The organism is Frigidibacter oleivorans (assembly GCF_003993775.1).
Taxonomy (GTDB): domain Bacteria; phylum Pseudomonadota; class Alphaproteobacteria; order Rhodobacterales; family Rhodobacteraceae; genus Frigidibacter; species Frigidibacter oleivorans.
Genome location: NZ_RJRZ01000013.1, coordinates 77,852 through 96,597, shown reverse-complemented (window position 1 = coordinate 96,597; position 18,746 = coordinate 77,852). Strand labels below are relative to the sequence as shown.

General features: G+C 71.6%; 15 protein-coding genes. 1 reads left to right on the top strand and 14 read right to left on the bottom strand.

Annotated elements, in window-relative coordinates; translation table 11 throughout:
- Window positions 1-136: 136 nt before the first annotated feature.
- From EEY80_RS15125 to EEY80_RS15105, 5 genes are all read right to left on the bottom strand, one after another.
- Window positions 137-1,288 (bottom strand): UDP-galactopyranose/dTDP-fucopyranose mutase family protein, encoded by a 1,152-nt coding sequence (locus EEY80_RS15125; protein WP_126977813.1) that lies wholly within the window; start codon window positions 1,286-1,288, stop codon window positions 137-139.
- A 185-nt stretch (window positions 1,289-1,473) separates the two neighbouring features.
- Window positions 1,474-3,567, bottom strand: coding sequence for a polysaccharide biosynthesis protein (locus EEY80_RS20675; RefSeq protein ID WP_164738272.1), 2,094 nt, complete (start codon window positions 3,565-3,567; stop codon window positions 1,474-1,476).
- Window positions 3,564-4,400 carry an NAD-dependent epimerase/dehydratase family protein gene (locus EEY80_RS15115; RefSeq protein WP_126977809.1) on the bottom strand — a complete coding sequence of 279 codons (837 nt, stop codon included), beginning with the start codon at window positions 4,398-4,400 and terminating at the stop codon, window positions 3,564-3,566. The genes EEY80_RS20675 and EEY80_RS15115 overlap by 4 nt, the downstream gene beginning before the upstream one ends.
- Window positions 4,397-5,113: an ABC transporter ATP-binding protein gene (locus EEY80_RS15110; RefSeq protein WP_126977807.1), complete on the bottom strand. Its 717-nt coding sequence runs from the start codon at window positions 5,111-5,113 to the stop codon at window positions 4,397-4,399. Before EEY80_RS15110 ends, EEY80_RS15115 begins: the two co-directional genes overlap by 4 nt.
- The gene (locus tag EEY80_RS15105) at window positions 5,110-6,483 is read right to left on the bottom strand and encodes a hypothetical protein (protein WP_126977805.1); all 1,374 of its coding nucleotides are present in this window, start codon (window positions 6,481-6,483) and stop codon (window positions 5,110-5,112) included. Before EEY80_RS15105 ends, EEY80_RS15110 begins: the two co-directional genes overlap by 4 nt.
- Before the next feature lie 91 nt (window positions 6,484-6,574).
- On the opposite strand from EEY80_RS15105, the gene EEY80_RS15100 reads away from it, so the two are divergent.
- A complete protein-coding gene (locus EEY80_RS15100; RefSeq protein WP_126977803.1) occupies window positions 6,575-7,408 on the top strand; it encodes an ABC transporter permease in 834 nt (277 codons plus the stop codon).
- A 4-nt stretch (window positions 7,409-7,412) separates the two neighbouring features.
- Here the strand turns inward: EEY80_RS15100 and EEY80_RS15095 are convergent, their stop codons facing one another.
- The 9 genes from EEY80_RS15095 to EEY80_RS15055 form a co-directional block, all read right to left on the bottom strand.
- Complete coding sequence (locus EEY80_RS15095; RefSeq protein ID WP_126977801.1) at window positions 7,413-10,424, bottom strand: calcium-binding protein; 3,012 nt, start codon at window positions 10,422-10,424, stop codon at window positions 7,413-7,415.
- Window positions 10,425-10,550: 126 nt separating this feature from the next.
- Complete coding sequence (locus tag EEY80_RS15090) at window positions 10,551-12,023, bottom strand: mannitol dehydrogenase family protein (RefSeq protein ID WP_126977799.1); 1,473 nt, start codon at window positions 12,021-12,023, stop codon at window positions 10,551-10,553.
- Window positions 12,024-12,033: 10 nt separating this feature from the next.
- A complete protein-coding gene (locus EEY80_RS15085) occupies window positions 12,034-12,795 on the bottom strand; it encodes an L-iditol 2-dehydrogenase (RefSeq protein WP_126977797.1) in 762 nt (253 codons plus the stop codon).
- A complete protein-coding gene (locus EEY80_RS15080) occupies window positions 12,792-13,790 on the bottom strand; it encodes an ABC transporter ATP-binding protein (RefSeq protein ID WP_126977795.1) in 999 nt (332 codons plus the stop codon). The genes EEY80_RS15085 and EEY80_RS15080 overlap by 4 nt, the downstream gene beginning before the upstream one ends.
- A 12-nt stretch (window positions 13,791-13,802) precedes the next feature.
- A complete protein-coding gene (locus tag EEY80_RS15075; RefSeq protein ID WP_126977793.1) occupies window positions 13,803-14,633 on the bottom strand; it encodes a carbohydrate ABC transporter permease in 831 nt (276 codons plus the stop codon).
- 1 nt (window position 14,634) lies between these two features.
- The gene (locus EEY80_RS15070) at window positions 14,635-15,507 is read right to left on the bottom strand and encodes a carbohydrate ABC transporter permease (RefSeq protein ID WP_126977791.1); all 873 of its coding nucleotides are present in this window, start codon (window positions 15,505-15,507) and stop codon (window positions 14,635-14,637) included.
- 88 nt (window positions 15,508-15,595) lie between these two features.
- Window positions 15,596-16,906, bottom strand: a complete 1,311-nt coding sequence (locus tag EEY80_RS15065; RefSeq protein WP_126977789.1) for an ABC transporter substrate-binding protein — start codon at window positions 16,904-16,906, stop codon at window positions 15,596-15,598.
- Between the two features lie 127 nt (window positions 16,907-17,033).
- Window positions 17,034-17,984, bottom strand: coding sequence for a sugar-binding transcriptional regulator (locus tag EEY80_RS15060; RefSeq protein WP_126977787.1), 951 nt, complete (start codon window positions 17,982-17,984; stop codon window positions 17,034-17,036).
- The gene (locus EEY80_RS15055) at window positions 17,981-18,664 is read right to left on the bottom strand and encodes an HAD family hydrolase (protein ID WP_126977785.1); all 684 of its coding nucleotides are present in this window, start codon (window positions 18,662-18,664) and stop codon (window positions 17,981-17,983) included. The genes EEY80_RS15060 and EEY80_RS15055 overlap by 4 nt, the downstream gene beginning before the upstream one ends.
- Window positions 18,665-18,746: the final 82 nt, after the last annotated feature.

The window sequence follows — 18,746 nt, the reverse complement described above, 5'->3', positions numbered from 1 at the left end:
GCCGCCTGCGCCCCCTCGGCCCCCCGGCCGGCACGGTCGCGCCGCTGCAGCGGCCGCGGCAGCGGCGAGGCGCCGCCCCGGCGCGCCTCCGGCGCCTCGCGGCACAGGCAGGGTCTTGGCAGATCCGCCGGCACCCTCACAGCGGCGCCCTCAGGAAGCTCGGCATCGGTCGCCGGTCGCGCCGCGCGGCGAGGAAGGCCTGTGCGGTGTCCAGCGCCTCGCGCACCGTCACGTCCATGTCGAGATAGCGGTAGGTGCCGAGCCTGCCCACGAAGGTCACGCCCTCCAGTTCGGCCGCCCGCCCGGCATAGCGGGTCAGCAGCGCCGTCTCCTCGACCAGCCGGACCGGATAGTAGGGCAGGTCGCCCGGCCCCGCGGCGCGGCTGTATTCGCGATGGCAGACCGTCGCCTCGTGCCGCTCCCACGGGGCGAAATGCTTGTGTTCGGTGATCCGGGTCCAGGGCACATCCGCGTCGCCGTAATTCATCACCGCGCAGCCCTGGAAATCGCCCTGCGCCTCGATCCGCTCGAAATCCAGCGTGCGATAGCCGAGCGGGCCGAGATCGCAGCCGAACCAGGCGTCGAGCGGGCCGGAATAGAAGACATGGCCGAAATCGGCGGCCATTCCGGGCCGGAACGGGCAGCCGAGTTCTAGCCCGATCAGCGGATGGTCCAGCATCCGCGCGATCATCGCCGTATAGCCCTCCTCCGGGATCCCCTGGAACCGATGCGCGAAGTAGTTGTCGTCATAGTCGAAGCGCAGCGGCAGCCGGCGCAGGATCGCGGCCGGCAGCTCGGCGGGGGGGCGCCCCCATTGCTTCAGCGTGTAGCCGCGCAGGAAGGTCTCGTAGAGGTCGCGCCCGATCATCTGCAGCGCCTGATCCTCGAAGCTGCGGGCGGGCGCGGTCGCGGGTTCGGCCCGCGCGGCGATGAACTGCCTTGCCTCGCCCGGGGCGAAGGTGCGGCCGAAGAACTGGTTGATCGTGTGCAGGTTGATCGGCATCGAATAGACCGCGCCGGCGGCCGTCGTCTTCACCCGGTTCCGGTAGGGGCGGAAGCTGGCGAAGCGGTTGACCAGCGCCCAGGCTTCGGCATCGTCGGTGTGGAAGATGTGCGGGCCGTGCACATGCACCATCACCCCGGTCGCCTCGTCGCGCGCGGTGTGGCAGTTGCCGCCGGGATGGTCGCGCGCCTCGATCACCGTCGAGGGGCGTCCGGCCTCGGCCAGGGTGCGGGCGATCACCGCGCCCGAGAGGCCGGCGCCGACGATCAGGAGTCGGTCGTTCATCGGTTCATTCCTTCTGGGATCCGTTCCTTCCGGATGCCCCTGCAGGCGGGGCGCCGGGCATCGGCCAGGTCGCCGTCGGGCGGCGCGAGTCTGCCCTGCCGAAGCGGTCGGCAGGCCATGCGACGTCCGGCGGGCCGCGTGCTGTCGCTCCCCCGGAGGCGGTGCGAGGTCCGGCACGCTGCGGACTATCGCTCCCCCACCGCCCGCTCCGCGGCCGCGCGTCCCGGGGGTTGGGCGCCGGGGCCGCTTCCCGATCCGGGGTTCCTTGAGGCCGGGTCCGGAGGGCCGCGGCCGACGGCCGCGCCCTCTGCGGTCGCCGGCACCGCGGCCCGGTGCGGCCGGCCGCCTGACTGGCCGCCCGACTGCTGGCGCTCGACCAGCCGCCGGGCCACCGCACCGGCCAGCGTGTCATCGTCGCGGACGGTGGCCGCGCGGATATCGCGCAGCATGGCCGCCACCTCCACCTGCGAGGGGCAGGGCTCCTCAACCACGAACAGCCGCGGATGGCCGGCGGGGCGCGGCCGGCCCGAGATCAGCAGTTCCTCATGCGGCTTCTCGCCGGGGCGCAGCCCGATCTCGCGCAGCTCGATTCCCGCGGGACAGCCGGCCTCGCGCGGCTGACGCCCCATCGCGCGGATCACCCGGCGGGCGAGTTCGTCGATGCGCAGCGGCGCGCCCATGTCGAACAGGAACACCTCGCCGCCCCGGGCGAGCGATGCAGCCCGCAGCACCAGTGCCGCGGCCTCGGGCGCGGTCATGAAATAGCGGGTGACGCCCGCCCCGGTCAGTGTCAGCGGCCCGCCCGCGCGCACCTGCTCGACAAAGACGGGGAGCACCGAGCCGGAACTGCCGAGGACATTGCCGAAGCGCACGATCCCCAGCCGGGTGCCGGCCGCGCGCAGGGCCGCGTCCTGCACCACCATCTCGGCCAATCGTTTTGACGCGCCCATCACCCCCACCGGCCGCACCGCCTTGTCCGAGGAGACCAGCAGGAAACGGTCGACCCCCGCGGCAAGGCTCGCGCGGAGCAGCGTCTCGGTGCCGAGCACGTTGTTGGCGAGGCCCGCGACCGGGTTCGCCTCGACCATCGGCACATGCTTGTAGGCGGCGGCATGCAGCACGATGTCGACCCGCTGCCGGCGCAGCAGGTTCTGCACCAGGGGCGCCGCGGTGACCGAGGCGAGCACCGGCGTCATTCGCAGTCCGGCCGCGGCCGCGAGCGGCGCCAGCGCCCGGTCGAGCCGCCAAAGCGCCTCTTCCGAATGGTCGAGCAGCAGCAGCTGCCGCGGGGCAAGCGCGATCAGGTGCCGGCACAGTTCGGTGCCGATGGACCCGGCTGCGCCGGTGACGAGGACGGATCGCCCGCGATAGCAGGGGCCGAGCCCGGCGAGCGGCTCCGGGTCCGGCCGGCGGTCGAGCAGATCCTCGGGCCGGGGTGCGTCGTCCCGGCCGCCCTTGCGGCACCGCGCCCGGAAGGGGAGCGGTCGGAGGGGATTCGGGCGGAAGGGATTCGGGGGGGTGGCTGCGTCTGTCATGCCCCGAGTGTCGCAGGCGAGGCTTAACGGCGTCTTCCCGGGCTCGGTTCTTCCAGGCGCGATCCTTCCGGACCCGATCCTTCCGGGCGCGGTCCGTCTCCTCGGCGCGGGTCCGTGCAGGGCCGGCCGCCGGCGCGGCCGCACCAAGGCCGCCAGCGTCAGCCACAGGATCGCCGCGTCCCGCGCCAGCGTCCGCCGCCGCGCATAGGCGAGGTCGAGCCGCGCCTTCTGCCGCAGGCAGCGCGCGCGATAGGTGGCATCGGTCTCCTGCGCGTCGCGGCAGGCGCCGAGGATCGCGGCCTCGCGGGCGTGGAAGCGCAGGGTGGCGGCGCCGGTCAGGCCGGGCCGGTCCGCCAGCACCCGGGCGAAGAGGTCGGGCGCGCAATCGACATGCTGGCGCAGCGGCGGTCGCGGGCCGACGAATCCCATGTCGCCGCGCAGGATGTTCCAGAGCTGCGGCAATTCGTCCAGTCGCAGGCGCCGGATTGCCTGGCCGAAGGGCGTGATCCGCGCGGCCTTGTCGCCGCCGGTGACGCCCGTCATGCCGGTTCCGCGCTCCGGCCGCATGCTGCGCAGCTTGACCAGCCGGAAGGCGCGGTCGGGTGTCCGCATCCGTTCGCTGACATGCAGCACCGGCCGCCCCTGCAGGATCAGCGCCAGCCCCGCCAGCAGCCCCAACAGCGGCAGGACCAGCGGCAACAGCATCAGGACCAGCAGCAGATCGGCCGCCCGCCGCGTCGTCATGCGGCCCGGTCCGCGCACTGCCATTCGGCGATCAGCGCCGCGGCATCGGCCGGCGGCAGCGTCCGGGGCAGCAGGCGCTGGAGCCGGTCGACCCGCATCTCGGCCCGCGCGAGCGCCGCGGGACCGGGCGCCCGCCAGCCGGCATGCCGGCCCGCGGCCCGCGCGAGATCCGCCATCCCCACCGCGCCGGGCAGCGCCACGTTCAGGACCGGCGGCACCTCTGCCCGATGGGCCAGTGCCAGCAGCACCCGCGCCAGCGCCCCGGCCCCGATGACCGAGCGCAGCGGGCCTGCCGGCCCCGTCCGGTCGATCGTCACCGGCGCCGCGCTTGCCAGCGCCGCCGACAGGGCATCGGCGCCGACGACATTCCCCAGACGCAGCACCGTCACCGGCAGCGGCGCCGCCAGCGCCACCGCCTCCATCGCGCATTTGCCGCGCCCGTAGTCGTTGGCCGGGCAGAGCGGGGCATCCTCGTCCCAGGGCGCGCCGTCGCGGCCATAGACGGCGATGCTGGAGGCGAGCAGCAGCCGGCCGACGCCGATGTGCCGCGCCGCCTCCACCGTCACCTGGGCCAGCGCGGCATGCGCCTCGACCGGCGCATCGGCGGGCGGGCGCAGCAGGCAGACGAGCGTGTCCGTCCCCGCCAGTCTGCCCGCCTGCTCACCGGCCGGCGCGGCAGACAAGGCGGCGGGCGGCCGGGCCGGCAGGTCCCAGGCCAGCGCATCCGGCGCCGGCCGGCGGGTCAGCCACAGCGGCGGCGGGCCGGGCCAGGCCCGTTGCAGAAGCCGCCCCACCTGCCCGCCCGCACCGAGGATCGCGATCCTTGCCGTCATGCCGGTGCCTCCATCCCTGCCATGCCCACCCGTCCCATCCACACCCGCGCCTCGGCCTCCGCCTGCATCAGCCGGCCGTGGTGACGGATCGCCGCCTCCAGATCGTCGAACAGCGTCAGCCGCCCCCGGTCGAGCACCGCGCCCATGTCGCAAAGCCGCCGCAGCATCCCGATCTGGTGCGAGACGACGATCGCCGAGGCCCCCCGCAGCCGGTCGCGGAGCAGCGCCTCGCTGTGCAGGCGGAAGGCCGCGTCGCCGACCGAGGTCACCTCGTCCACAAGGTAGGTGTCGAAGCGGATCGCCATCGACAGGCCGAAGGCGAGGCGCGCGCGCAGGCCCGAGGAATAGCTGCGCACCGGCTGGTGGATGTGCGGGCCGAGCCGCGCCACCGCCTCGACATCGGCACAGAGCCGGTCGCTGTCGACGCCGTAGATCCGCGCCACGAAACGGGCGTTCTGCGCGCCGGTCAGCTCGCCGTGGAAGGCGCCGGCAAAGCCCACGGGCCAGGAGATGCTGCCGCTGCTGCTGATGCGGCCCGAATCCGGGGCGAGCGTGCCCGCGATCATGCGCAGAAGGCTGGACTTGCCGGCGCCGTTGCGCCCCAGCAGCGCGATGGACCGTCCGCCGGGCAGTTCAGCGGTGATCGCATCGGCCACCACCCGGCACACCCCGCCGGCGACGTGGCGCTTGCACAGCGCGTGGAGCCGGATCATGCGCGGCGCCCCCGCCCGTCCTCCGGCCAGGCCGCCAGCACCAGCACCGCCCAGACCAGGGACGACAGCGCCGCCGCCAGCGCGATCCACAGCCAGCGCCGCGGATATTCGGGTCGTTCGGCCAGCGTCGGGCGGACATGTACCGCAAGGTAGCGGCGCTGCCGGCCGGCCTCGGCCACCGCGGCGTCGCGGGCGGCAAGGGCGGCCACATAGGCCTGCTGGGCGAAGTCACGCTCCAGCGTCAGGCGCTCGAACTCGCCCACGAGGTCGACGAGGTCGCCGGCACCGCCGCCGAACTTCGCCTTCTCGGCGGCGATCCGCGTCTCGATCACCCGGATCCGGTCGTCGCGCAGCAGGATGCGCGGGTCGCTGGCCCCGGTGCTGCGCAGCAGCAGGTCGCGTTCCACCATCGCCTCGGCCAGATCCGCGTTCAGCCGGTCCAGCACCCCGGTCTGGCTGGCGAGGTCGGCCTCGGGATCGACCAGCCGGTGTTCTGCGCGAAAGCGCGTGAGCGCGATCCGCGCCCCGGCGAGCCGGGCGCGGGCGCGGGCCAGCTCCTCCTCGGCGGCGCGGGTGGCATCGGCCCGGGCGGCCGCCGACATGTCGTTGATGACGCGGGTGCTTTCGTCGAGGATGGCCGCGGCGATCCATTGCGCCTGCGCCGGGTCGAAGGCCAGCACGCGCAGGGTCAGCAGCCCCGCGGCCTGATCGTAGCCAAGATGCACCACCCGCCGCCAGTGGTCGCGCAGATCCTCGGCCGTGGCGTCGGCGGCCAGCGCGAACAGCGGGTCGGGCCGGCCGGCGGCGTAGAGCCTGCGCAGGTCCATCTGCGCGTCGATCCGGGCCACCATCTCGGGGCTGAGGATGAAGTCGTGCAGGATATCACTGTCCGAGGAACTGCCCGACCCGAGGCCGATCATCCCTCCGAACGCCTCCAGCGGGGCCACCGGTTGCTCCTGCCGGACCGAGAAGGCCGCGACCGAGGCATATTGGTCCCGGACGACGCCCCAGAGGTAGAGCGCCAGCAGCGCCACCGGCAGCAGGACGCCCAGGACGAAGCCCGTCCGCGCGGCGCGATGGCGCGGCCGGGCGGGGGCGCTGTGCGGTTCCTGCGGGCGGGGCATGGGGCCGAAACGGGGCGCGGGCGGCGGAGCCGGCAGACGCGCGGGCACTTGGCCGCCCTGCGAGGCCTGCCGGGGCGCGGGGGCCAGCGCGGTCACCCGGGCGCCGCCGCGCGGCAGCAGCGGTTCGGCCCGGGCCGGGGCCGGTCTCGCGTCGGTGCGCTGGCCGGCATGTCCGGCCGCCGCCTGTCGCGCGGCGGCCGGCGGTTCGGACAATACGGGCCTCGGCCCCGCCGGTTCCGTGGTCATCGCAGCCTCCTGCAGCGTTTGCGCTTCGCTAACCGGCACCGGTCCATTCTGCCGGTGCACGGCGACCGGATTAGCGTGGGAGGATCAAGCAATGCTTAATGCCGTCAGACCCGCAGGGCGGGCGGCGACCGGACCGGCGGCCCCGGCCCGGCGCGGCGGGCTGTCCCCCCGGGCGCGTGTGATCGGCGCGCTGGTCCTGCGCGAGATGCAGACCGTCTTCGGACGCTCGCCGGGCGGCTATCTCTGGGCGCTGGCAGAGCCGCTGGCGGCCATCGCGCTGTTGTCGCTGGGCTTTTCGATCGCCCTGCGCGCCCCGGCGCTCGGGTCGAGCTTCGCGCTGTTCTACGCGACGGGCTGGCTGCCCTTCATGCTGTTCCTGGACCTGTCCGGCCGCGTGGCGCAGGCGGGGCGATTCTCGCGCCCGCTCTTCGCCTATCCGCCGGTGCGGCTGACCGATGCGTTGATCGCGCGGTTCCTGCTGGGATTCGGGACGCATCTGGTGATCCTGCTGCTGGTGCTGGCGGGGCTGCGCCTGGGGCTCGCGGCGCCCATGGATCCGCGCGCGGGGCCCATCCTGCGGGCGACGGGCAGTGCCGGGCTGCTGGCCTTCGGCGCCGGGGCGGTCAACTGCGCGCTGTTCGCGGTCTGGCCGTTGTGGGAACGGGTCTGGCAGATCCTGACGCGTCCGCTCTTCGTGGTGTCCGGGCTGTTCTTCCTGCCGGACGCGATGCCGCATCCCTGGGCGGGCCGGCTGATGCTGAACCCGGTGGCGCAGGTGGTGGCGGACCTGCGGCGCGGCATCTATCCGGGCTATGACCCGCCGGGGCTGATGCCGGTCTATCCGCTGCTGCTGGGGCTGGCGCTGCTGACACTGGGGCTGTTCCTCGTGCGCCGCTGCGAGGGCCGGATCCTCGGGTCCGGCTGACGAGTCACGGCAGGATGAAATCCGAGGCCGACAACCCGCCGGGGGCGATCCCCTCGACGGTCAGGGTGCCGGTGCCGGTGTCGACGATGGCGGCGCCGGCGGCATAGCTGATGGTCAGCGCCGCCATCGACAGCCCGTCCTGCAGCACGATCCGGTCCTGCCCCGGTTCGAAATCGAGGATGCGGTCGGTCCCGCCCCCGGGGGCGAGCGTGAAGAGATCGGTGCCCATTCCGCCCCACAGGCTGTCATCGCCCGCCCCGCCGTCGAGCCAGTCGGCCCCCGCCCCGCCATAGAGCCGGTCCTGCCCCGCGCCGCCGGACAGGCTGTCCGCCCCGTCCTCGCCGTAGAACAAATCGTCGCCGCCCTGGCCGATGATCGTGTCGTCGCCGGTCCAGCCCCAGACCGTATCCGCCCCCGCATCGGCGCTGTCGGTGAACAGGTCGTTGCCATTGCCCAGCAAGGCCGTGTCCGCCCCCGCATCCCCCAGCACGGTGTCGTCGCCGTCGAGTCCGCGCAGCGTGTCGTCGCCTGCCCCGCCGGACAGGAGGTCATGGCCGGCGCCGCCCTCGATGCTGTCGTTCCCGCCCTCGCCATAAAGCAGATCGTCGCCGCCGCGCCCGAGGATCGTATCGTCGCCCGGGCCGGCCCAGACGGTGTCGCGGGCCTTGTCGCCCGCCTGCGCGCCGTCGGTGAACAGGTCGTTGCCGTTGCCCATGTAGATCAGGTCGCAGCCGTCGCCGCCCCAGAGGCTGTCATCGCCGTCACCGCCGCGCAGCGTGTCATAGCCGATCCCGCCGTAGAGCGCGTCATTCTCGGCCCCGCCCTCGATGCTGTCCTCGCCCCCCTCGCCATACAGGATATCCGCGCCGCCGCCGCCCAGAAGGCGGTCGTTGCCGGGGCCGGCCCAGACGGTGTCGGCGCCCGAAGGCCCCGTCTCCGCCGCATCGGTGAAAAGGTCATTGCCGTTGCCGAGGTAGATCAGGTCGCAGCCGTCGCCGCCCTCGACGCTGTCATCGCCGTCGCCGCCGCGCAGCGTGTCGCGCCCGGTGCCGCCGGCGATCAGGTCATGGCCCGCGCCGCCCTCGATGCTGTCCGCGCCATCCTCGCCCTGCAGCAGGTCGTCGCCGCCCCGGCCGAGGATCGTGTCGTCGCCGGTCCAGCCCCAGACGGTATCGGCGCCGTGGATGTCGGACTGGTCGGCATCGACGAAGCGGTCGTTGCCCGCGCCCAGCAGGATCAGGTCGCGGCCATCGCCGCCCTCGACCGTATCGTCGCCGTCGCCGCCCCGGATCGTGTCATAGCCCGCGCCGCCGAACAGCAGATCATCGCCCGCGCCCCCGTCGAGGCTGTCATCGCCCTCGCCCCCGTCCAGCGTGTCGGCCCCGCCGGCCCCGGACAGCGTGTCCGCCCCGGCAAGGCCCGCCAGCGCCTCGGCCTCGGCCCCGCCGGCCAGATGGTCCGGCCCCGGCGTTGGCTCGGACGGCGCGGTCAGGACCAGCGGCGGCCGGTCGGGCCCGCCCAGCCCCGTTGGAAAGACCTGCGCCCGGGTCAGCGGGCCGCCGGTGGCGGATTGCAGCACCAGCACCTCGTCCCGCCAGACGATCTGCGCGCCGCCGGCCGTGGACTGGAAGGACAACTGGTCGGCATCGTAGAGCATCGCCCAGTCTTCCAGATCCAGCCGGTCCACCCCCGGCTCGAAATCGGCGATAGTGTCGGTCTGGCCATCCGCCGACAGGATGAACAGGTCCGCGCCGCTGCCGCCGCGCAGCGTGTCGCTGCCGCCGCCGTCCGCCAGCAGGTCCGCCCCCGCCCCGCCCAACAGGCTGTCGGCCCCGGCGCCGCCCATCAGCAGATCCTCGGCCGCGCCGCCGGTCAGGCTGCCGCCCGCCGCCCCGGCGGTCAAGGTCAGGCCCAGCCCCGCCAGCGGCAGCACGAATTGCGACACGCCCGGTTCCGTCTGCGAGGCGGTGAAGACCTGCAGGTCCGCCCCGACCTGCACCGCCGTCAGCGCCGTCGGGTTGTCGAGCCGGGTGGCGGCCGTGTCGGCGATGGTCTGCGTCCAGACCAGCCGCCCGTCGGGCAGCAGGGTGAACAGCGTCAGCCCGTCATCCGCCCCCGCCGCCAGCACGAAGGCACGCTCGCCCACCGTCACGCAGTCGAGGGCGGTGCAGCCCTCGAACCGGGTATCGCGCGTGTCGATCACATGGTCGGCGACGCCGAGGCTGCCATCCGCCCCGAGCGTCAGCACCGTCAGGCTGTTCGATCCGGCCGAGCCCAGCACCGCAAAGGCCTGCCCGCCCACCACCAGCGTGTCGAGCGCCGCGGGCGTGTCCATCCCCAGACCGTCCGAGGCGCCGATGCTGTCCGACGCGACCGGCAGCCCCGTCTGCGGATCGACCTGCCACAGCGTCACGCTGTCGCCCGTGGCAGAGGCCGAAACCAGCATCGGCACCCCGCCCACCGTCACCGCCGACAGTTCGGTGACCGGATCGGCCAGCGGCAGGGTCCGGACCTCTGTCAGGCTGCCATTCGCGGCGACCGACCATTGCGTCAGCCCGTCCGCGCCCGCGGTGTAAAGCCAGCTTCCGCCGCTGGTGGCGAGGGTTGCAAAGGCGGCGGGCGGTTCGGCCCCGGCGGGGGCGGTGCCGGGATCCAGCATCCCCGCGGTCGACAGCGCCACCGCCGCCAGGCCCGAGGCCGAGGGGCAGAGAAGCATGACCCCGCCCCCCGCCTGCACCGCGCCGAACTCCACCCCGACCGCGGCGCCGCCCGGGGCCAGCCCCTGCTGATCCACCAGCACCGGCGTCTTGCCCTGCTGCAACCGGAAGCTCGCGACCCCGCCTCCCGCCCCGCTGGAGGTGACGAGCCAGCTGCCCTGCGCGGTCGTCACCACGGCCAGATCGCCGATGGCGGTGGCATAGCTCATCGGTCCGCCGCCCGCCGATCCCGCATGCACCAGTTGCGCCACCGTCCCGTCCCCCGATCCGCCCCGCCGGTCCGCGCGGGGCGCGGTCATCGGCGGGACCGATCCTGCGATGCGGAAGGGTGCGGCAGGCGCGCGCGGGCGCGGCGGAATTGCGGCATTCGGCGCGGATTCGCGGGATCGGCCGCCCGCCAGCCGGCGGTTACCCGGCGAGGTCCGTCACAGGCTGCCGTCGAGATAGGCGCGCAGCACCGCCGCCGTCCCCTCGCGCCAGACCGCGCCCAGCATCTGCGCGAAGCGTGCGGCCACCACCGGGTCGTCGGCCAGATCGCCATAGACCTCGCGCATCGCCAGCCATTCGCCGGGATCGGCCTTGGCGCGCGCGGCGCGCGCGGTCAGCATGTCCCAGTTCGGATCGTTGGGCGCGATTTCTGCCCCCGACTCCGTGGTGCCGAAGCAATAGCGGCACCAGAGCGCGGACAGCAGGATCAGCCCGGTCGCGTCCTGCCCCGCCGCCACCCGATCGCGGATCGAGGGGATGATGAACTTCGGCTGCCGGTTCGACCCGTCGAGGCAGAGCCGGCGCACCGTGTCCGCCACCTCGGGGTTGGAGAAGCGGTCGAGGATCAGCGCCTTGTAGGCCATCAGGTCGGTATCGGGCACCGGCGGCACGATCGGCAGGATCTCGTCCGTCTCGACCTTGTCGAGGAAGGCGCGGATCAGCGGATCGGCCATCGCCTCGTGCACCAGCTGGATGTCCATCAGCCCGGACGGATAGGCGATGATCGCGTGCCCGCCGTTCAGGATGCGGATCTTCATCGTCTCGAACCGGTCGACATGCGGGGTGAAGGTGACGCCCACCTTTTCCAGCGGCGGACGGCCGGCGGGGAACCGGTCCTCCATCACCCATTGCCGGAACGGCTCGCAGGTGACGGGGACGGCATCGTCCAGCCCCAGTTCCGTCGCCATCGCCCGTTCGCGCGGGCCGGTGGCCGGGGTGATGCGGTCCACCATCGAATTCGGGAAGGCGACCTCCGCCGCGATCCAGTCGGCAAGGGCCGGGTCATGCAGCCGGGTCAGCCCCACCACCGCGTCGCGCGTGACGCGGCCATTGTGCGGGACGTTGTCGCAGCACATCACGGTAAAGGCCGGCACCCCCGCCGCCCGCCGCGCCTTCAGCGCCGCCGCGATGGCGCCGAAGACGGTGTCCGGCGCTTCGGGATGGTCCGCGTCCTTCAGGATGTCGGGATGGTCGGGGCTGAAGGTGCCGGTCTCGGGGTCGATGTAATAGCCGCCCTCGGTCACGGTCAGCGACACGATGCGGATCGCCGGGTCGGTCATCGCGGCGATCAGCGGGCCGTTGCCCGCCTCGACCGGCACGAAGCCCGTCATCGCGCCGATGACCCGGGCCGCATGGGCACCGGGGGCCAGCTCGATCACCGAGGACATCCAGTCCTGCGGTTCCAGCATCGCCCGCATCCGCGCATCGCCCTCGCGCACGCCGGCCCCGAGGATCGCCCAGTCCTGCCCCTCGCCCATGGCGAAGAGATCGTCCAGATAGACCGCCATATGCGCGCGGTGGAAGTTGCCGCAGCCCACATGCACGATCCCCGGCGTCAGCGCGGCACGGTCATAGCGGGGGCGGGCGACGGTCGCGGGCAGCGCGTCGAGCGTGGCGTTGGAAAGGGTCATGTCGGCGTCCTCAGCTCATCCAGTTGCCGCCGTCGACATTGTAGGTCTGGGCGACGATGTATCGGGCCTCGTCCGAGGCAAGGAAGATGGCCATGCCGGTCAGGTCCTCGGCGGTGCCCATGCGGCCGAAGGGGACGGCCTCGCCCACCTCGCGCTTCTTCTGGCCGGGGGCCTTGCCCTCGTATCTGGCGAAGAAGGCGTCCACCCCGTCCCAGTGCTCGCCATCCACGACGCCGGGCGCGATGGCATTGACGTTGATGCCGTGGCGGATCAGGTCCAGCCCGGCGGACTGGGTCAGGCTGATGACAGCGGCCTTGGTCGCGCAATAGACGGCCACCAGCGCCTCGCCCCGGCGGCCGGCCTGGCTGGCCATGTTGATGATCCGCCCGCCGCGGCCCTGCTCGATCATCAACCGCGCCGCCGCCTGCATCGTGAACAGGGTGCCCGCGACGTTGATGGCGAAGGTGCGGTCATAATCGGCGCGCGCGATCTCGACGATCGGGGCGGCGGTGAAGATCGCGGCGTTGTTGATCAGGATGTCGATCCCGCCCGCCTCGCGGATCGCCGCCATCGCGGCCTCGATGCTGGCGGGATCGGTCACGTCCAGATGCAGCGCCGTGGCCCCGATCTCGGCCGCGGTCGCGGCGGCGCGGGCGATGTCGATATCGCCGATCGTCACCGTCGCGCCCTCGCGCAGATAGGCTTCGGCAAAGGCGCGGCCGATGCCCCGCGCGCCGCCGGTGATCAGCGCGCGCCGCCCCGCAAGCCTCACGACAGCGCCCTCCCGTCCGCGCCGAAGCGGTGCAGCTGCGCCGGATCGGGCGTCAGCCACACCGTGTCGCCATGCCGCGCCTCGACCTCGCCGCCGACGCGGGCATTGAGCAGCCCCTGATCGGTGGCCACATGCAGGAAAGTATCCGATCCCAGATGTTCCGACACGGTGACCTTGCCCTTCCAGGTGCCGTTGTCGCGGCTGACGCGCAGATGTTCCGGCCGGATGCCGATGGTCGCGGCGCCGTGCTGCGCGGCATCGGCCCCGTTCAGAAGGTTCATCTTCGGCGAGCCGATGAACCCCGCCACGAACAGGTTGGCCGGGCGGCGATACAGGTCCAGCGGGCTACCCACCTGCTCGATCCGGCCCGCGTTCAGCACCACGATCTTGTCGGCCATGGTCATCGCCTCGACCTGGTCATGGGTGACGTAGATCATCGTCGTGCCCAGCGACTGGTGCAGTTCGGAAATCTCCATCCGCATCGACACGCGCAGCGCGGCATCGAGGTTCGACAGCGGTTCGTCGAACAGGAAGGCCGCCGGTTCGCGCACGATGGCCCGGCCGATGGCGACACGCTGGCGCTGGCCGCCCGACAGCTGCCCCGGGCGGCGGTCGAGATAGGCGCCGAGGTTGAGGATCTTCGCCGCGCTTTCCACCCGCCGGTCGATCTCGGCCGCGTCCATCTTTGCCATCCGCAGCGGGAAGGCGATGTTCTTCCGCACCGACATGTGGGGGTAGAGGGCATAGCTCTGGAACACCATCGCCAGCCGGCGCCGCGCGGGCGGCAGCGGGGTCGCGTCCTGGCCGTCGATCTCGATCACCCCGCCCGACACGTCTTCCAGCCCGGCGATCAGCCGCAGCAGCGTGGACTTGCCGCAGCCCGAGGGGCCGACGAAGACCACGAATTCGCCCTTGCCGATGGAAAGGTCGAGGGGCGGGATCACCTCGACTTCGCCGAAGCGCTTGGTGACGCCTTTCAGTTCGATCTGTCCCATGGTCCGGGCTCCTTATTTCACCGCGCCGAAGGTCAGACCGCGCACCAGCTGCTTCTGGCTGAACCAGCCGAGGATCAGGATGGGGGCGATGGCCAGCGTCGAGGCGGCGGACAGTTTCGCGTAGAACAGCCCCTCGGGGCTGGAATAGCTGGCGATGAAGGCGGTCAGCGGCGCCGCCTTCGAGGCTGTCAGGTTCAGCGTCCAGAACGCCTCGTTCCAGGCGAGGATCACGTTCAGCAGCAGGGTCGAGGCGATGCCCGGCACCGCCATCGGCGTCAGCACGTACAGCAGCTCGTCCCGCAGCCCGGCGCCGTCCATCCGCGCCGCCTCGAGGATCTCGGACGGGATCTCCTTGAAGTAGGTGTAGAGCATCCAGACGACGATCGGCAGGTTGATCATCGTCAGCACGATCACCAGCCCCGTGCGGGTGTCCAGCAGCCCGGTATCGCGGAAGATCAGGTAGATCGGCACCAGCACGCCCACCGCGGGCAGCATCTTGGTGCTGAGCATCCACATCAGCAGGTCCTTGGTCCGGCGGCCCGGCACGAAGGCCATGGACCAGGCCGCCGGGATCGCGATGGCCAGCGCCGCCAGCGTCGAGCCGAAGGAGATGATCACCGAGTTCATGAAATGGCGGAAATAGTCCGACCGTTCCTGCACCTCGGCATAGGTATGCGTCGTCCAGGCCGAGGTCAGCACCTGCAGCGGCGGGCGGATCGCGTCGCCCTCGGACTTGAAGCTGAGGATCACGATCCAGAGGATCGGGAAGAAGATCGCCAGTCCGACGGCCCAGGCGATGACGGTGGTGACCGCCCGGCGGCGGGGGGATGCGGCGCGCGCCATGTCAGGTCTCCAGATTCCGGCCGATCATCCGCATCAGGAAGATCGCCACGATATTCGCCAGGATCACCGCCACGATGCCGCCCGCCGCACCGCCGCCCACGTCGAACTGCAGCAGAGACTGCACGTAGACGAGGTAGGTCAGCGTGGTCGATGCCGTGCCGGGCCCGCCATTGGTGGTGACGAGGATTTCCGCGAAGGTCGACAGCAGGAAGATCGTCTGGATCAGGATCACGACCGTCGCCGCCCGCGCCAGATGGGGCAGCATGATGTGGCGGAACCGCGACAGCGCGCTCGCCCCGTCCATCTCGGCCGCCTCCAGCTGTTCGCTGTCGAGGCTTTGCAGCGCGGTCAGCAGGATCAGCGTGGCGAAGGGTAGCCATTGCCATGCGACGATCAGGGTGATGGAAAACAGCGGCGCCACCCCGAGGAAGTCATAGGGCTGCAACCCCAGTGCCTTGGCCAGATGCGCGAAGAGCCCGTTGACCGGGTTCATGAACATGTTCTTCCAGACCAGGGCCGACACGGTGGGCATCACGAAGAAGGGCGCGATCACCAGCACGCGCACGATCCCCTGTCCCCAGAACGGCTGGTCCAGCAGCAGGGCCAGCGCGATGCCGCCCACCGTGGTGATCAGCAGCACCCCCACCACCAGCAGCAGCGTGTTGGTCAGCGCGTCGAAGAAGGCGGGATCGGTCAGGAAGTAGGTGTAGTTGTCGAAGCCCGTCCATTCCTCCATGCCGGGCATCAGCAGGTTGTAGCGCAGGAACGAGAAGTAGAGCGTCATCGCCAGCGGCACGATCATCCAGGCCAGAAGCAGGATGACCGCCGGCGAAAGCATCAGCCGTCCGGCAGCGCGGGAAGCCTGGGTCGCCATCGCGAATTTCCTTGATCGAAGGGGTGGCGAGAGAAGAAAGGGCGGCGGGAACCGGGGAGGAGCCGTCCCCGCCGCAGGATCGGGCGGCTTACTTGATGTAGCCGGCCTTCTTCATCTCGCGCTCGGTCAGTTGCTGCGCGGATTGCAGCGCCTGTTCTGCGGACACCGTCCCGGCCAGCGCGGCCGAGAACTGCTGGCCCACCGCCGTGCCGATGCCCTGGAATTCCGGGATCGCCACGAACTGCACGCCGACATAGGGCACCTCGTCCACGGTCGGCGCCGTCGGGTCCGCCGCGTTGATGGATTCCAGCGTCATGTTGGCGAAGGGCACCTTCTGGTATTCCGGGTTCTCATACAGCGAGGTGCGGGTGCCCGGCGGCACGTTGGCCCAGCCCTCTTCCTCGGCCACCAGCGCGAGGTAGTCCTTCGAGGTCGCCCAGGCGACGAAGGCCTTGGCGGCATCCACCTTCTGCGACCCGGCCGGGATCGCGAGGTTCCACGCCCACAGCCAGTTGCCGCGCTTGCCCAGGCCCTTGTCGGGCGCCAGCGCGAAGCCCACCTTGTCGGCCACGGTCGATTCCGCGGCGTTGGTCACGAAGGAGGCGGCGACGGTGGCGTCGATCCACATGCCGCACTTGCCCTGCTGGAACAGCGCGAGGTTCTCGTTGAAGCCGTTGTTGGCCGCGCCGGGCGGGCCGTAGTTGTTCATCAGGTCGAGGTAGTCGGTCAGCGTCGCCTTCCAGGCCTCGCCGTCGAACTGCGGCTGCCAGTCCATGTCGAACCACCTGGCGCCATAGCTGTTGGCCATGGCGGTCAGGAAGGCCATGTTCTCGCCCCAGCCGGCCTTGCCGCGCAGGCAGATGCCATAGACCTCGTTCTGCTTGTCGGTCATCGCCGCCGCGGCTTCCTTGATGAAGTCCCAGGTCGGCGCCTCGGGCATCGTCAGCCCGGCCTGCTCCATCAGATCGGTGCGATACATCACCATCGACGATTCGCCGTAGAAGGGCGCGGCATAGAGCTCGCCGTCGATGGTCAGGCCGTTGCGGATGGCCGGCAGGATGTCGTCGGCGTCATATTCCGCCGGAAGATCGTTCAGGCTGACCAGCCAGCCCTGCTTGCCCCAGATCGGCACCTCGTAGGTGCCGATGGTCAGCACGTCATACTGTCCGCCCTTGGTGGCGATGTCGGTCGTCACGCGCTGGCGCAGCACGTTTTCCTCGAGCGTCACCCATTCGACGTCGATATCGGGGTGCTTTTCCTCGAAATCTGCCATCAGGCCCTGCATGCGGATCATGTCGCCGTTGTTCACGGTGGCGACGGTGATCGTCTCGGCAGTGGCGGCGGTGGCAAGCGCGCCAACGGCGCACGCCCCCAGAAGGGCGCGGATCGTCATGGTCATGGAGTCCTCCCATCGGCAAATCGGCACTGCTCTCCTCTGAGCAATTGCCCGCCATGCGAATAATAATTCGCAACCCCCCGCCAAAGTCAACGCAGTTTTTCGTGCGCGGCCCAGAGATCGTGCAAATTCAGGCCAGAAGCGCCTGCGCCGTCGTCTCGTCGGTGACGAGCGCGTTGATGATGCGGCCTGTCAGCGCCGCGCGGATCGCCGCGACCTTGGTCGGACCGGCGGCGATGCCCACGACCGGGCGGTCGCTGGCGGGGGCGATCCGCACCCCGCCCATGCGCCCGATCAGTTCCGTCTCCAGATAGCGGCCCGAGGCGTCGTAGATATTGCCCGCCACCTCGCCCGAGGCGCCCTGCCGCTGCAGGTCGCGCAGTTCGTCCAGCGTGATGAACCCGTCCTTGTAGAGCGGCGCGTCATCGCCCATCTGGCCCACGCCCACGAAGGTCGCGTCCGCCCGCTGCGCGAGGTCGACCACCGCCCGCACCGGGCGCAGCCGGTAGAAGGAGGCACGCTCCTCGGCACTGTCGGAAATCACCGGCACCGGCATCGGGTAATGCGGGGCCTGCAGCTTGTCGGCGATGCGCATCAGCACGTCGAAGAAGCTGGCCGAGCCGTCCGGGGCGATATTGCCGATCAGCGACACGATCCGGTGCCGGATGCAGGGCTGCGGCTGCAATTCGTCCGCCATGCCGCGCAGCGCCCGCCCCGTCCCCACCGCGATCACCTGGGGTTCGGGCCGGGCGAGCACGCGCTCGAACACCTCGGCCGCGACCCCGGCGATGCCATGGGCGGGATCGGCACCGGGGGCCAGCGCCGGCGCCACCCGGCATTCCATCAGCGCGAAGCGGCGGGTCAGCTCCGCCTCCAGCCGCAGGCAGGCGCCGATCCGGTGGTCGAGCCGCACCCGGATCAGCCCCTCGGCCATCGCCCGGCTGACCAGCCGCTGCGCCCGCTGCCGCGACACGCCCAGTTCGACGGCGATCTGGTCCTGCGTCATGCCGCCCACATAGGACAGCCAGCCCGCGCGGGCGGCATCGTCAAGCGGGCTCGGATCATGGTCGGAACGGCTCATCGCGCGGCCTCGGCAAACAGCTCCGGGGCGAGGCCCGGGAAATGGTCGAACCGGGCGAAGCGCCCGTGCGGGCGGGCATCCTCGGGTTCGGGTTCGGTGGCATCCGCCATATGGCTGCCGCCGGTGAAACGCCAGACCTGCATGCCGGCGGCAAGGGCGGCGCGGATGCCGTTCAGGCTGTCCTCGATCACCAGACAGCGGGCGGGATCGGCCCCCATCCGCGCGGCCGCCAGCAGGAACAGGTCGGGCGCGGGCTTGCCGTTGGCGACCATGCCGGCGGTAAACAGCCGCTCGCCCACCAGATCGGCCAGCCCCGCGATCTGCAGCGACCGCCGCGCCCGCGGCTCCGACGACGAGGTGGCCACGCACCACGGCCGCGGCAGGGCCCGCAGCACCGGCTCCACCCCCGGCATCACCGTCAGCCCGGCCTCGAAGGCGGCCAGTAGGCGCTGGCGATACTGTACCTCGAAATCCGCGGGCAGGATCAGACCGAAATCCTGCCGGATCAGCTTCAGCACCGTCGGATAGCTGCGGCCGAGGAAATGCCGCCCCACATAGGCCAGGTCGATGGCCACCCCCAGCCGCGCCAGTTCGGCCACCAGCATCCGGGCGCTGATGATCTCGCTGTCGATCAGCACGCCGTCGCAATCGAAGATTACCAGATCGACCCTGTGCGCCATTGTCCCCTTCCCTGATCCGTCGTTATGGCGCAGGTTCCACGCCGGCGGAAGCCCGCGCATCGGCGGGCGGCTGCGCCCGGCC

Bases quoted from the DNA above. Each gene is read 5' to 3' on its own strand.
- EEY80_RS15125 (WP_126977813.1), bottom strand. From the start codon at position 1,288: ATGAACGACCGACTCCTGATCGTCGGCGCCGGCCTCTCGGGCGCGGTG.
- EEY80_RS20675 (WP_164738272.1), bottom strand. From the start codon at position 3,567: ATGACGACGCGGCGGGCGGCCGATCTGCTGCTGGTCCTGATGCTGTTG.
- EEY80_RS15115 (WP_126977809.1), bottom strand. From the start codon at position 4,400: ATGACGGCAAGGATCGCGATCCTCGGTGCGGGCGGGCAGGTGGGGCGG.
- EEY80_RS15110 (WP_126977807.1), bottom strand. From the start codon at position 5,113: ATGATCCGGCTCCACGCGCTGTGCAAGCGCCACGTCGCCGGCGGGGTG.
- EEY80_RS15105 (WP_126977805.1), bottom strand. From the start codon at position 6,483: ATGACCACGGAACCGGCGGGGCCGAGGCCCGTATTGTCCGAACCGCCG.
- EEY80_RS15100 (WP_126977803.1), top strand. From the start codon at position 6,575: ATGCTTAATGCCGTCAGACCCGCAGGGCGGGCGGCGACCGGACCGGCG.
- EEY80_RS15095 (WP_126977801.1), bottom strand. From the start codon at position 10,424: ATGACCGCGCCCCGCGCGGACCGGCGGGGCGGATCGGGGGACGGGACG.
- EEY80_RS15090 (WP_126977799.1), bottom strand. From the start codon at position 12,023: ATGACCCTTTCCAACGCCACGCTCGACGCGCTGCCCGCGACCGTCGCC.
- EEY80_RS15080 (WP_126977795.1), bottom strand. From the start codon at position 13,790: ATGGGACAGATCGAACTGAAAGGCGTCACCAAGCGCTTCGGCGAAGTC.
- EEY80_RS15075 (WP_126977793.1), bottom strand. From the start codon at position 14,633: ATGGCGCGCGCCGCATCCCCCCGCCGCCGGGCGGTCACCACCGTCATC.
- EEY80_RS15070 (WP_126977791.1), bottom strand. From the start codon at position 15,507: ATGGCGACCCAGGCTTCCCGCGCTGCCGGACGGCTGATGCTTTCGCCG.
- EEY80_RS15065 (WP_126977789.1), bottom strand. From the start codon at position 16,906: ATGACCATGACGATCCGCGCCCTTCTGGGGGCGTGCGCCGTTGGCGCG.
- EEY80_RS15060 (WP_126977787.1), bottom strand. From the start codon at position 17,984: ATGAGCCGTTCCGACCATGATCCGAGCCCGCTTGACGATGCCGCCCGC.
- EEY80_RS15055 (WP_126977785.1), bottom strand. From the start codon at position 18,664: ATGGCGCACAGGGTCGATCTGGTAATCTTCGATTGCGACGGCGTGCTG.